This is a genomic window from Conexibacter sp. CPCC 206217, from assembly GCF_030646165.1.
GTDB lineage: Bacteria > Actinomycetota > Thermoleophilia > Solirubrobacterales > Solirubrobacteraceae > Conexibacter.
Genome location: NZ_JAUTDO010000002.1, coordinates 191687 through 205137 on the forward strand (window position 1 = coordinate 191687; position 13451 = coordinate 205137).

The 13451-nt window shown below is 65.2% G+C and carries 9 protein-coding genes; all 9 read right to left on the reverse strand.

Features of this window, described 5'->3' with window-relative positions:
• Nucleotides 1–2 precede the first annotated feature (2 nt).
• Nucleotides 3–689, reverse strand: coding sequence for a hemolysin III family protein (locus Q7L65_RS05660; RefSeq protein WP_304719322.1), 687 nt, complete (start codon nt 687–689; stop codon nt 3–5).
• A 71-nt stretch (nt 690–760) separates the two neighbouring features.
• On the reverse strand, nt 761–1699 hold the full coding sequence (locus Q7L65_RS05665; protein ID WP_304719323.1) for a homocysteine S-methyltransferase family protein: 939 nt from the start codon (nt 1697–1699) through the stop codon (nt 761–763).
• 157 nt (nt 1700–1856) lie between these two features.
• On the reverse strand, nt 1857–3089 hold the full coding sequence (locus Q7L65_RS05670) for a sugar ABC transporter permease (protein ID WP_304719324.1): 1233 nt from the start codon (nt 3087–3089) through the stop codon (nt 1857–1859).
• A complete protein-coding gene (locus Q7L65_RS05675) occupies nt 3086–3949 on the reverse strand; it encodes an ATP-binding cassette domain-containing protein (RefSeq protein WP_370552522.1) in 864 nt (287 codons plus the stop codon). Before Q7L65_RS05675 ends, Q7L65_RS05670 begins: the two co-directional genes overlap by 4 nt.
• 26 nt (nt 3950–3975) lie before the next feature.
• Nucleotides 3976–5121: a sugar ABC transporter substrate-binding protein gene (locus tag Q7L65_RS05680; protein ID WP_304719326.1), complete on the reverse strand. Its 1146-nt coding sequence runs from the start codon at nt 5119–5121 to the stop codon at nt 3976–3978.
• 25 nt (nt 5122–5146) lie between these two features.
• Nucleotides 5147–6373, reverse strand: coding sequence for an ROK family transcriptional regulator (locus tag Q7L65_RS05685; protein WP_304719327.1), 1227 nt, complete (start codon nt 6371–6373; stop codon nt 5147–5149).
• A gap of 189 nt (nt 6374–6562) precedes the next feature.
• Nucleotides 6563–9808 carry a hypothetical protein gene (locus Q7L65_RS05690; protein WP_304719328.1) on the reverse strand — a complete coding sequence of 1082 codons (3246 nt, stop codon included), beginning with the start codon at nt 9806–9808 and terminating at the stop codon, nt 6563–6565.
• On the reverse strand, nt 9805–11964 hold the full coding sequence (locus Q7L65_RS05695; RefSeq protein ID WP_304719329.1) for a hypothetical protein: 2160 nt from the start codon (nt 11962–11964) through the stop codon (nt 9805–9807). The genes Q7L65_RS05690 and Q7L65_RS05695 overlap by 4 nt, the downstream gene beginning before the upstream one ends.
• 790 nt (nt 11965–12754) lie before the next feature.
• Nucleotides 12755–13381 (reverse strand): hypothetical protein, encoded by a 627-nt coding sequence (locus Q7L65_RS05700; RefSeq protein WP_304719330.1) that lies wholly within the window; start codon nt 13379–13381, stop codon nt 12755–12757.
• Between the last annotated feature and the right edge of the window lie 70 nt (nt 13382–13451).

The following is a 13451-nucleotide window of genomic DNA, read 5'->3' on the forward strand; positions in this document are numbered from 1 at the left end:
GCTCAGCCCAGCGGCACGACGTAGCCCGCTACCGCCGCGAAGTGAACAGCTGCAGCCAGGATCACGAGCGCGTGGAAGACCTCGTGGTAGCCGAAGATTCTCGGCACCGGATCCGGACGGCGCTTGGCGTAGATGACGGCGCCGACGGTGTAGAAGAGGCCGCCGATCAGGAACAGCAGCGTCGGCACGAGGCCAAGCACCGAGATGATCTTCGGCAGGGCGATGATGCCGACCCAGCCGAGCGCGACGTAGCCCATCGCCTTCAGCATTCTCGGCGCGTCGATCCAGGCGAGGTTGAGCACGACGCCGAGCACGGCGCCGCCCCACGCGATGCAAAGCAGGACCGTTCCGAGCGTGCCGCCGACGACGAGCAGCGCGATGGGCGTCGCACTGCCAGCCATGAAGACGTAGATCATCGAGTGGTCCAGCCGGCGCATCCAGCGGCGCACGTTCGGCCGCCAGGTGATGCGGTGGTACACGGCGCTGACCGCGAACAGCCCGACGAGTGAGACCGCATAGATGACAGCAACAACCGTCGCGCGCCCGTCCGGTGCCTTCCACACGAGCAGTCCACCCGCCACGATCGCCGCGAGCGTGGCCCACTGATGCGAAACCCCGCGCAGCTTCGGCCGCTTGGCGGCCAGCTCCGCGAACTCGCTGCGGACCGTCTCGATCAGCTCGTCGCGCACTCCCGCAGTGTACCCCCGTCGCAGCGCCGGCCTCCGCCGCACCAGCGCGCACGAGCCGCGCGCACGCTCGTCTACTTCGCCCGCGCCTCCAACCGTCGCGCAACGGCGGCAAGGTGTCTGGAGTCGGTGCCGCAGCAGCCACCGAGGATCTGGATGTCGAAGTCGATCGCGAGCTGGTTCATCGCCTCGCCGAAGACGTCCGGGTCTTCGCTGTCGGCGTGGTCGAGCGAGACCAACTGGTCGGGCGACAGGCGCGAGCCGTTCGCCTTCACCTCGCGTACGCGCGAGAGACCGCTCGACGAGACCGTCGCAAGGTTCTCGAGCGCTGCGCGTGCGACCGTCGGGTGCACGCACGAGATCGAGTAGTAGGTCGGCGCCGGCTCGACCGCGTCGTCGAGTCGCTCGATCGCGTCGTGCAGGTAGGTGCCGTCGAGCATTCTGCCGCGCTGGTCCAGGACGAAGCCGATCGCGTAGGGGAGGCCGGTCGTCGCCATCGCCATAGCGACGCCGTGCGCCTCCTCGACCGACGGAAAGGTCGGCGCGTAGAGCAGGTCGACGCCCGCCTCCACCAGCGCCCCGACCTGCTCGCGGTGGTAGTCGGCGCCGTCGAGGTGGTTGAGGCAGTCATCCGGCGTGTAGGCGTCGCCGTAGGGCCCGATCACACCCGCGATGAAGACGGGATCGTGCTCGCCGTCGTCGCGGATCTCGTTCAGGAACGCGACCGCCTCGACGTTGAGGCGGTGGACCATCTCGGCGCCGCCGGAGCGTCTGGCGCGGTCCGCGTAGCGGCGGCTCGCGCGGAACGTCGGCGTGCCCATCACGATCGGCAGCCTATGCGCCCAGGCGACGTCGAGATAGGTCGCGTAGATGTCGCGCAGGACGAGGCGGCCGCGGGGTCTCTCGAGCAGCGCAGCGACCTGCACGTGCGGGTCGAGTCTGACGCTCGTCTCGAACATGATCCGCGTCTCGATCGCAGCGTCGGCGAGGATCGGTGCGCCAGCTTCAAGCATGTCTTGTACCACGGCCGGCAGCATGCCAGACGCATCCTCCCTCGTCCACCAGTTCCTTAGTGGATTAGCGAAGTTCTTTGCCGCAATCTGCGCCGCGGCGTCCTCTCCGGCATCGCGGGCGGCCCGGAGCGGCAGAAACCGCTCCGGGAAACCGCGTCTACAACCGCCCCGCAGCTCGCCGTCGCTGCCGGGCGATCGCGTCGGCGATCACAGCCGCGAGCAACACAGCGCCCGTGACCATGTTCTTCGTCGAGGACTGGAACGCGAGCAGGTCCATGCCGTTGGAGATCGAGCCGATCACCAACGCGCCAAGCAGGGCTGACCAGACGGTGCCGCGGCCGCCGAACAGCGAGGTGCCGGCGATCACCGGGCCGGCGATCGCGAGCAGGAGCAGGTCGCTGCCGCCCGAGCCCTGGTTGACCGCCAACAGGCGCGAGGCGAGCACGATGCCGCCGGCCGCCGCCATGATGCCGGCGATCATGAAGACGGCGACGCGGATCTGTCTGACGCGGATGCCGGCGCGGCGCGCGGCCTCCTCGTTGCCGCCGAGCGCCAGCACGTAGCGGCCGAATCTAGTGCGCCGCACGATGTAGTCAAACAGCACGCAGGCGCCGACGAGTATGAGGATCGCGAGCGGGACGCCGCGGTCCTGCGTCAGCACGTAGATGACGACGAAGACAATCACGGCGAGGCCGATGACGCGCGCCGCCACGAGCGCCGGCGACGCCGCCGGCACGCCGGCCTTGACGCGTCGTCGTCGCGCGTTGATGCACGCCAAGGCGAACAATCCGACGACGATCGCGCCGAGGATCCACGCGGTCGCGCCGCTGTAGAACGTGCCGGCGAGTCCGGTGATGACCGGGTCGGTGATGTTGACGGTGCCGGTCTCGCCGAGCACCCACAACTGCACGCCCTGCCAGCCGATCAGGCCTGCGAGCGTGACGACGAACGATGGGATTCCGAACGCGGTCACGACCGTGCCCTGGAAGATCCCGATCGCCGCACCCGCGACGATGCCCGCGATGATCGCGAGGTAGGGGTTCCAACCGTGCTGGACGTTCAGCACCGCCATGATCGCGGAACAGAGGCCCGAGACGATGCCGACCGAGAGGTCGATCTCGCCGAGCAGGAGCACCAGCACGATGCCGACCGAGATCAGGCCGATGCCGGCGATCTGCAGCGCGAGGTTGACGAGGTTGGTGGCGGTGAGGAAGCGGTCGTTGGCGATCGTGAAGACCGCCCAGATGACCACGAGCGCCAGCAGCACCTGGATCGAGCCGAGCTCGCCCTGGGCGAATCTGGCAAAGAAGCTTCTGTGTCTCGCGGTCGGGTCCGCGGCGTCCGGCCCGGAGGGCGGCGGCGCCGTGTCGGGCGTGGCGGTGACGCTCATGCGATCCCCTCCTGCGACGACGATGCTGGCTGGTCGGGTGCCGCGGACCGTCCCGCGGCCGCGTCGGCCGCCGCGCGCGTTCTGACGGTTCCCTGGCCGCCGGTGATCGCGCCGACGATCTCCTCCGGTGTCGTGTCGGCGATCTTGTAGGTGCCGCCGATTCTGCCGAGCCGCATCACGAAGACGCGGTCGCAGACCTCGAACACGTCGGCGAGGTTGTGGGAGATGATCACGACGCCGAGCCCTCTCTCGCGCAGGCGTCTGACGAGCGCGAGCACCTGCGCGGTCTGCGCGACGCCGAGCGCGGCGGTCGGCTCGTCGAGCAGGACGACCTTCGCGTCGCCGACGAGGGCGCGTGCGATCGCGATCGACTGCCGCTGGCCGCCGGACATCATGCCGACCTCGGCACGCACCGACGGGATGTTGATCGAGAATGTTCTTAACAGGTCGGCCGAGCGCTGCTCCATCGCGGGCTCGTCGAGCTCGCGCACGAGCCCGGCGGGTCCGCCCGAGACGAGCTCGTGGCCGATGAAGAGGTTGGCGACGACGTCCAGGTTGTCGCACAGCGCGAGGTCCTGGTAAACGGTCGCGACGCCGAAGCTGGCGGGGTCGTTCGGTCCCGACACGTTGCGTGCCTGGCCCTCGAATCGGTACTCGCCGCCGTCGGGCACGTGGATGCCCGACATGACCTTGACGAGCGTCGACTTGCCGGCGCCGTTGTCGCCGACGAGGCCGACGACCTCCCCGGCGTGGACGTCGAAGTCCACGCCGGAGAGCGCCTGCACCGCGCCGAAGCTCTTGCTGACGCCTTGCAGCTCGAGCAATGGTGTCGATGTGGCGGTTGCTGTCATGTCAAGCATCCAGTCATCGGTTGCTCCTGTTCCCTCTAGTTGAGGCCCAGTCTTCTGCAGCCCGCAGCGTACGCCGAGGTGCAGATCTGGTCCACTCTCCAGAAGCCGTCTCTGACGACGGTGTCTCTGATGTTGTCGGCCGTGACAGCCACCGGCGGCAGGATCACCGACGGAACGTCCTTCGTGCCGTTGTTCACTCTCTGGTTGACGATCGAGCTCTCGGTGTTGCCACCGAGCAGGTCGACGGCGAGCTGGGCAGCGTTCTCGGCCTCCGGCTTGATCGCCTTGTAGATCGTCATGTACTGGTCGCCGGCGACGATGCGCTGGATGCCGGCGAGCTCGGCGTCCTGGCCCGTCGTCGGGCGCGTGGCGGGGTTGACGCCGTTGGATCTCATCGCGGCGATCGCGCCGCCGGCGGTGCCGTCGTTGGCGGCGTAGACGCCGACGAAGCCGTCTCTGCCGACTGCGGCGATCGCCTGCTCCATCTCCGTCTGGGCTCTGGCCGGATCCCAGTCGGGCGTGTCGTACTCCTTGGCGATTCTGAAGCCGCTGGAGTCGATGACGCTGTGCGCGCCTCTCTTGAAGAGGGCGGCGTTGGGGTCGGTCGGCGAGCCGTTGATCATGACGATCGAACCGCTTCTGCCGTCTCTTCTGAGCTTGTCGACGAGCGCTCTGCCCTGCAGCTCCCCGACTCTCGCGTTGTCGAACGAGATGTAGTAATCGACGTCGGCGTTCTCGATCGCGCGGTCGTACGCGATCACGCCGATGTCGGACTGCTTGGCGCGCGCGACGATCGAGGCGGCGGCTCTGCCGTCGACCGGATCGAGCACGAGCACTCTGGCGCCGTTGGTGATCGCGGCCTCAGCCTGCTGCTGCTGCTGCGAGGCGTCCTGCTCCGCGTTGGAGTAGATCACTCTGCAGTCGGGGCAGAGCTCTCTGGCCTTCGCCTCGAACAGCGGACGATCCTGGGACTCATAACGCGCCGTTCTGTTCTCCGGCAGGAGGAGCGCGATCGTGCCGCTCGTCGCGCTGCCGCCGCCACCGGTCGTGGTCGTGGCGGCGGCGCCGCCACCGGTGCTGGTCGTACTGCTGTCGTCATCGCTGCCGCAGGCGGCGAGCGTGCCCACGCTCAGAGCCGCGGAGGCGGCGAGAGCGAGGATGCGAGCGTACCTCTTGTCCATGCGTTGCTCCTCCTAGAAGGGTTGACTACCCGGCTTGCTGCTGTACGTCCCGTGATGAGTGAAGAGCGAAGCCGTCGACGTCCCGCAACACCAGGGCCGCCGCGCCGAGTACCTCGGCGCGGCGCCCCAGCACCCCGGGAACGATCTCGACGTTGCCGCCGGCAGCCGGCACCGCATGGCGGGAGACCTCGTCGCGCAGGGGATCGAGCAACACGTCCCCTGCCGCGCTGAGATCGCCGCCGACGATCACCTTCGCCGGATTCAGCACATTGCAAACTTGTGCGATCACCACACCGATCGCGCGGCCGGCGTCGCCTATGACGCGGCGCGAGGCGCGGTCTCCCTCGCGCGCGTGCGCGATGACCTCCTCGATCGTGAGGTCGCTGCCGCTGCCGCCGCCGTCGCGCGCGTCGCGCAGCAGGTCGACGATCTGGCGTGTGGAGGCGATCGTCTCGAGGCAGCCGCGGTTGCCGCAGCGGCAGACCGGCCCGTTCTCGTCGACCATCGAGTGCCCCATCTCGCCGGCGATGCCGGCGGCGCCGGTGTAGAGCTGCCCGTTGAGCACGAGCCCGCCGCCGATGCCGCTGGAGACCTTGATGTAGACGAAGTCCCTCGTGCCACGACCGGCGCCCCAGGTCAGCTCCGCGAGCGCTCCGAGGTTGGCGTCGTTCTCGACCTTCACGGGTATCCCGAGCTGCGCCGAGACGTCCTTCTCAGGACGCACCCCGACCCACCCGGGGAGGATCGCGAACGACCCGACCTCCCCGGTCGCGACGTCGATCGGCCCGGGCACGCCCATGCCGGCACCGATGATGTCGGTTTGTTCGACACCTGCCTGTCTGAGCGCCTGGGTTGTCAGATCAGCTGCGGCGTCGAATCCCTCGTGCGCGGACTGCTCCGTCGCCATCGGCCGCTCCAGATCCGCGAGAACTGTGTGTGCGAGGTCGGACACGATCACGCGCACGTGGCTCTTGCCGAAGTCGATCCCGAGCGCGACGCCGGCGGCCCGCTCGAGGCTGAGCAGCACCGGCGGCCTACCGCCCTGAGGCCCCGCCCCGTCTACCTCACGCTCGGCGACGAGCCCCTGCTGCTGAAGATCGGACACGAGCGTGGAGACCGTCGACCGCGACAGCCCCGTCCGCCGCGCAAGCTCCGCGCGGCTGACCAGCCCCGCACGCCGCAACTCGTCCACCACAAGCCGACGATTGCGATCGCGCAACGACGCCAGCGACCCGCTGGGCTCTCTCCTCATGAGAGCAATCTAACGCAAACCGGGTGGGGTTTGTCAAGAGTCAGGCGGAACCTTCACGAAATGCAAACGTAGTTCGGACGGGGATCGGACAAGGGTCGGCGGTTGGGTGTGGTCGTTCTTGTCTTTGACGTCAGCGGGGCGGCACCGTGTGGTGCCGCCCCGTCCCCTCTGACCGATCCGCGCCCCGTCTTACCTGCGCGATCTGCCCCCAGCTCTTCTGGCTCTCGACACTCTTCTGGTGGATCTGCCAGCTCTTCTCGCTCTGCCTCTCGCTCTCGGTCTCCCAGCCGCTCTGCCACAGCCGGCGACGCTGATCTGCTGCGAGCGCGTGAGCTTGCGGTTGCTCTGCGCGGTGAACGCGAGCTCGGCCTTCAGCGTTCTTCTCGTTCTCGCGAGACAGAGATTGCGCGTGATCCCGATCGGCCCATCTCTCGCACCCGATCTCAGCACCAACCGGAACTTCGAGATCGGCGCATCCGGCACCGCATCAAACGTCGTCTGCAACCGCAGATCTCTCGTGATCGTCACCTTGCCGACCAGATCGATATCGACCTGCCCCTTCAACCGCACGACCAGATCCGGCAGTCTGCGCGCAGGGTTGAAGACGAAGTACGCAGGCCCCGTCAACGGATCCCGCAACAATGGCGTCACCGCCGTCCCCGTCCCTACCACCTGCGGACACCTGTCCGCCCGGAACTGATCGATCGAACACGCCACTCTGCGATTCACGACATCAAGCCGCGCATTGAGCGTCTTCGGCAACGTCACCTGCACAGATCTGTTGTTCGCATTCCCACCCGGCATCGTCAAGGTCACGTCGAGCGGCGTCCGCCGCCCTCTCGTCAACTTCCCTCTCGCACCCACCTTCAACGACATCCTCGGCACAAACGGAAGCGACGCACAGTCACCGACCTGGAAACGGCTGCTCACGTTGGCGACGGCCCCAGCCGTCGAGCTGAGCTGACCGCCGACTCTGCTCGCGGTGCAGTTGGTGGGATTGATCGTGAACGCCGGTCGATCGATCCTGACCTCGACCAAGCGGATCTGCAGCGGGATGCCCTCGAGGATCGTCGGCAGCGGATCCGAGACGACTCTCAGCTCAGCCGTGTTGCGGTCGACGTATATCGCCGCGCGCACCACGACCGTCCCGAGATCGAACGGTCCTGCGACCGCTGGCACCACGATCGAGAGGCCGAACGGGCCACCCTTGTACGGACCGGTGATGTAGACGCGGCCGGGCAGCACGAACGGGTTCGATCCTGCTCCGGCTGCCGTCGTGACCGCGCCGATCTTCGATGCGTCGCCGCAGGTGCCCGCATTCGCCTGTGCCTCGCTGCACAGAGTCGTGCTCGCGATGTGAGCCAACAGCCCTCTCGGCATGTCGACGGTCACGCCGCCGAGCTCCTGATCGTCGTCCGTGCGCGAGAACCCGAGCGTGAACGTCGAGTTCTTGCCACCCACGGGGTTGACCATTCCCGCGACGAAACTGGGCGCGAACCCCCGCGGCGGGCACGGCGCCCCATTGCCGTCGAACGACACGTCGAACGACGTGTTGATCGTCACCGGCGCCGTCCCGCTCCACGGTGTCAGCACCGCCGTCGTTGTCGCCGGGCCGCACGTCGTGGGCAGCGAGAGTGGCGCTCGCGGCCCGGTCTTGAACTGCAATGACAGCTTAGAGAACGGCAGCTGCGGATTTTCGTCGAAAGTAGCGGTGACACGACCGGTGACCGGATCGGGATCGATGCGGCCGGGCAGCTTGATCGTGACACCAGAGCCCTCCGCGACCAGATACAGCGCCAGCGTCGTGCCGAAAGGATTGTTTCGCTGCGACGCAAGATAGATCCCGCCACTCAGGGAGTCTCTGAGCAACGGAGTTTGGATGCTGATCGATCCAATCTTCGAGCCGGTTGGGCATGTAGGAGTCGTGGGGGCGTTGATGTCCACCTGGCTGGGCGTGCATGACTCAAGGCCCTGGGCCGACGATGGATTCACGGTCATTCCCTCGGGCAGTGTCACGACAGCCCTCTTCAAGTTGGCCGCCGCCAAGCCATCTGGATTATCGTTCTGGGGCACCGAGAGATCGATCCCAATTCCGACTGGCGCTCCTCGCACTGCGGCCGATCCCGGCCGAACCACGAAGTCGGGTCTGAAGTCGAGTCTGTCGCACCCCTTGACCACCAGTGGGTCACCGAAGTGGTCGGTATCGAAAGACGCGGTTCTTGTCAGCTCGGGATTCTGCCACGACACAGCAGTCATCCGAGTGGACAACGGCTGCCCAGAGCATTCTGTCGGCGCTGTCATGAACGGCCGCCGAGTCTCCGAGCTCGAGGCACCCAGCCCTCCACCTGGGAACAGCCGCTTCGGCGTGTGTGACGCATCGGCCGGAACACCCCACAGCGTCAACTTCGTCGCCGTGACCGCAAGCGTCTGGTTGATGTTGGCGATCCTTGCTGTGATTCCATAGTCGCCGCCCGTGCGAACCTTCGGGTCGAGGTTGACGACAACTCCAGCGACGTTGAACGCGAATCGTCCAGGCGTTCCGGCCGGAGGGGTGACGTTGTACACTCCAATGTTCTCGAAGATCAGGAGAAACGGGAACCCATAGGAGAGCGTGACGTCCGTCGTTCCAACCTGTGTCTCGGACGGACAGAGCGCACCCCCCGCAGGGTCCGCGAGAAGCGTTGCACTGCAGGTCGGCACCGCAGTAGGATCGCCGACCAAACCTCGCGGCAAGTCCACGGTGATGTCCTTGACGTTGGCGACTGGGCCCGGACCACTAGTGCTCGTGATATCTGTGTTGAAGTTGATGCTCGTCGTCACGTCGGGGTGGCTGCCTGCCTGGTCAGCCGTCGTGCCGTCCGCATTGAATGCGCCGCCTGACATGCTCTCGATACCGAACGGGATCGGTTCACTGCTGAACGTGGTAGTCGCGACTGAACTGTCGTCCCTCGCTGCTCCACCTCCCGAGATAGCGACAAGATTCTCAGCGGTCCCGCTTGCGGAAGGATCGATATCGACATTGATCTCGAGTGGGGGCGCAGTGGTCCGCGCACCGAATGAACCGCCAGCGAGATTGGCCACCTGCAGAGTGCAGATCACCGTGTTCGCACCCACCGCTCCAGGACAATCCCACGGGAACCCGCCATTTCCGGCAGAGGTAACCGTCACGCCCGCAGGCAAGGTATCGACAACCGCAGCGTCTGTCAGACCCGCACCAGAGCCCAGATTCTCGACCAGGATCCGGTACTGCCCTGTCCCGCCCGGAGCGAACTGGGTCGGCTGACTCGTCTGGCTGATGTTCCAAAGCGGGGGCGGAACCGCGGCCGATGCGGGAACTGAGGCGACCACGACCAGGATGAGACTGGATCTGACCATCAGCACAACACAACGTGCAATCCCGCTGGCCCTCATGAATTGCTGCCACATCAAGGTCATCTCCGCCTCGCCATCGTAACCCGGACGACCACCGTCGACGCCTGGCTCACGTCAGATGTAAATCTGACCTTCGCGTTTACGGTGAGTCTCCCTCTTCGTCGGAGCGTGCCGATGCCCTCGTCATTGAGCCGCACACGGAGGCGATACGCCGAGGACTTCGATGCAACTTTCCGCGCGCTGCGCAAATACTTCCCGGAGACCGCGATGCGACCTTTGCTGGTCGTCTTGACTGTCAACGTGAATACAGTGCCTCTGACCGCTCGCTTCGCGGATGCACGCACTCTTCCTCTTCGTCTCGCTCTGGGCAACGTCGAGCTCGTCTCATTGCCACTGCCCGAGAGGCCGAGCGAGCCGACGGTCGGCAGGACCGGGGCTGGCAAAGCCGTTCCTTGACACCCGTCTCCCTCACACCCTCTCGCGGCGGGCACCACCGGATTCTGACTGAGCAGCCCACCACCCTGGCGGGCGTCGTAAAGGTCAGCCTCGTCATCCACGTCCTGCCCGACAAGTCTTTCCGACGTCAAGAAGAACACGTCGCGACCGTCGGCCGACGCTTCCGCAAAGAGCGAATCTTCACGACTTCGCCCGGTCGAAATCAACGTGTTGGTGCCGTCCTGCCACTGGTACACGTCGCGTCTGCCGTTGACATCGTCAGGTACCAGCTTCTCACCACTCGTGTAAAATACGCGGCCGTCGTCCAGTACCGCTCGGCTCACGTGTCCGCTGATAGAGCTCAGCTGAGGAAGAAGGTCAGAGTTGCGATTCTCTGCAGGGTTCTCAACCGCGCAGCTTGGACATGTGACAACCTTTCTCCACGCGTCATAGAGGAACACTTCAGTGCAGGTGCCGTCTGGATTGCCGAAGTACAAATTGGCTCTACATTCCGGATGAGTATTGTCGTACCCAGTGAAGCTTCCTGCGGAGCCAAAGACCAGGAAACGACCATTCGGACTGAGGGCTATCGTCGGACCGCCACCAGCCTCCGGCCCTCCAGCGAATGCGCCGACATAGTCCAGTTCGCCGTCGCGATAGGCATAGAGATTAGGCGGTCCGGAGGTCGCAGCCCCGGCAAGGTTGTTTGGCGACACGAAGAAGACGGTCGATCCATCTCTGGTCACGTACAGCACCTTGTAGATCACCGCGCTGAAATCGCCGGGATCGCCACGGAGCGGCGTGACGTGCGTCAGCTGGCCCGTCTCGATGTCGAGCCGATAGAGACCACCCGAGTCATCATCCGTCAGGAAGTCGCTGCTGGTGAAGTAGACGACCGATCCGTCCGCGCTGGCACCGTTGAACGTCGCCTGATGCGGAATCGCTGGATCGTCGCCTCTGCGCTGCGACAAAGAGAGTGGGATGGTTCTCGCCCCGTCCAGCCGCATATACAGAGGCGCCGCGTCTCCGGCAGAGTATGGAGCGCCGAAGAAGACTCTCCGACCATCAGCCGAGATCGGTCGAGAATCACGCGTATCGGTCGAGTAGCTGCCCAGCTCGCCCCCACCAGGGTCTACCGATCCATCGTCGGCACGGTTGATCAGCCGCAGCGATCCGTCGACGACCTCGTATGCGTTCAGCGTGACCGGAGTCGCGTCTGGGTGCAACTGCTGGGTCGTCATGAAGGCGAAATGCGAAAGGTCGCCAGTCGCGCCAAGAAGTCGCCGCGTCGACACGGGCACGAGCTCGGACGCGAGTGTCTTGTCGCCAGCAGAAGCGATCAGTTGACGCGCTCCCGTCAGATTATCTCGTCTGTACAGATTCCCGCCACCCTCGACCGCTCCTGGCAAGAGCGCTCGCGTACTGAACTGGACGGTCCACGAGAGGTCATCTGAGAGGAACAGACTCGGGGTCGCTATCTGGACGTCGCGATTTCCCTGAGGCGCGTCGATGGGATCGACCGACCACCCTTGATCAGACCGACGAGCAATGTAGTACCCGCCATTGATGCTGGTGGCAGCCCCGGCGAAGGCACCCGAAGCGGAATAGGCGACTGCGTCGCCCCCTTCTGTGCTCTGGATCGTGAGACGCGGATCGATTGTGTTGCCGCTCTTGTCCGGTGGCGACACCATCTCGTAAGCGCGCCCTTCTGCGGCGACGGCGGGCACACCGCCCACCGCCGACGCGACCACAGCCAACGAGACCGCGCACGCCGCGAACGACATCGGCGTGCTCCTTCGCAAGTCCATCGTCTCTCCTCCGATTGCACCAAGGACGTACTATAAACAGGTACGTTTGCGAGGTCAAGCCGCTTTGCGGACTGCGCCCAACGCCTGCGAGCAATCTGCGTCTGGCCAGGACCAGACAAGGCATCGTGACCTGAAGGCCTCGTGCCCTGCCCGGAGCTCGGTCACCCATGGCGGCCGGGGGCCCTTCGTAATGCATTCCGAGCATCGCTATGTCACGCCGGTGCCGTTGACCCCGGGCGCGAAGTTGAACAGCCCGGAGAACCCTCCGGTGTTGCCGGCGACGATCCCGGCAGCCGCGCACGACGCGCCTGTATCAACTCTCAGACCTAGCGCCGGTAGCCCCGGGGTGGTGAACGTTATGCTCGGAACAGTCACTAGCGTTCCGAGCGCAACCGTACCCACAGAAGCTAGCGCGCCGGCAGCACCGCCGAGTGTGAAGTTGCACCCGATGAGCGGCGCGCTAAACGTGACGCCACCTGTCGGAATCACCACACCCAATAGGATCCTCCGCCGTCAACGAGCGTAGTACCAGAGCCGATCACCAGCAACAGCGTTCCAGCGAGCGCCAAGCAGGCACTTCATACTATTTGTGACAAACGTTCGTTTGACATGCGCTGATTCGGCCGCTGGTAGCTTATCCAACAATTCGTTAGCGCGGTCCGGGCAACGCGAGATGCGCGCTGCCCGGACCTTCGAACATCACTCCCGCCAGCCGAGTCGTCCTACTTCGATCGACCCTAAGGCCACAGCGAGCGTCTGCAGTGTCTCACACGCCGGTGCCGTTGACCCCGGGCGCGAAGTTGAACAGCCCGGAGAACCCTCCGGTGTTGCCGGCGACGATCCCGGCAGCCGCGCACGACGCGCCTGTATCAACTCTCAGACCTAGCGCCGGTAGCCCCGGGGTGGTGAACGTTATGCTCGGAACAGTCACTAGCGTTCCGAGCGCAACCGTACCCACAGAAGCTAGCGCGCCGGCAGCACCGCCGAGTGTGAAGTTGCACCCGATGAGCGGCGCGCTAAACGTGACGCCACCTGTCGGAATCACCACACCCAATAGGATCCCGGTGAAGCTTCTTCTATCAGTCGTTAGTAGCGAGATGATCGAGCCTGACCAATCTCTAGTCTGTGTGATCGTCGCTGCAATCCCGTTCACGAGACAGTTCGTGAACACAACATTGCCTCTCGGAATCGAGACAACCCCCGCCGACGTTATGTTTGCGGTGATGGTGAACGATCTGCACGTCGCGATCGCCTGTCTACCATCCGTTCTTAGGACGAAGAGCGACGAATTCGTCGATGTTGCAACCGTTCTGGTCGTGTTGATTCTAACTCCGCCGTTAGCGAGCGCAGTACCAGAGCCGATCACCAGCAACAGCAATCCAGCGAGCGCCAAGCAGGCACTCCGTGTAAGCCGTGACACGTGAAACTCCAAACGTTTCGTTTGCAATACGGTGTACGATCGT

Excerpts from the sequence above, each read along its gene's own strand:
- Q7L65_RS05665 (WP_304719323.1), bottom strand. The coding sequence starts at position 1,699 with ATGCTTGAAGCTGGCGCACCGATCCTCGCCGACGCTGCGATCGAGACG.
- Q7L65_RS05670 (WP_304719324.1), bottom strand. The coding sequence starts at position 3,089 with ATGAGCGTCACCGCCACGCCCGACACGGCGCCGCCGCCCTCCGGGCCG.
- Q7L65_RS05675 (WP_370552522.1), bottom strand. The coding sequence starts at position 3,949 with ATGCTTGACATGACAGCAACCGCCACATCGACACCATTGCTCGAGCTG.
- Q7L65_RS05680 (WP_304719326.1), bottom strand. The coding sequence starts at position 5,121 with ATGGACAAGAGGTACGCTCGCATCCTCGCTCTCGCCGCCTCCGCGGCT.
- Q7L65_RS05685 (WP_304719327.1), bottom strand. The coding sequence starts at position 6,373 with ATGAGGAGAGAGCCCAGCGGGTCGCTGGCGTCGTTGCGCGATCGCAAT.
- Q7L65_RS05690 (WP_304719328.1), bottom strand. The coding sequence starts at position 9,808 with ATGACCTTGATGTGGCAGCAATTCATGAGGGCCAGCGGGATTGCACGT.
- Q7L65_RS05695 (WP_304719329.1), bottom strand. The coding sequence starts at position 11,964 with ATGTCGTTCGCGGCGTGCGCGGTCTCGTTGGCTGTGGTCGCGTCGGCG.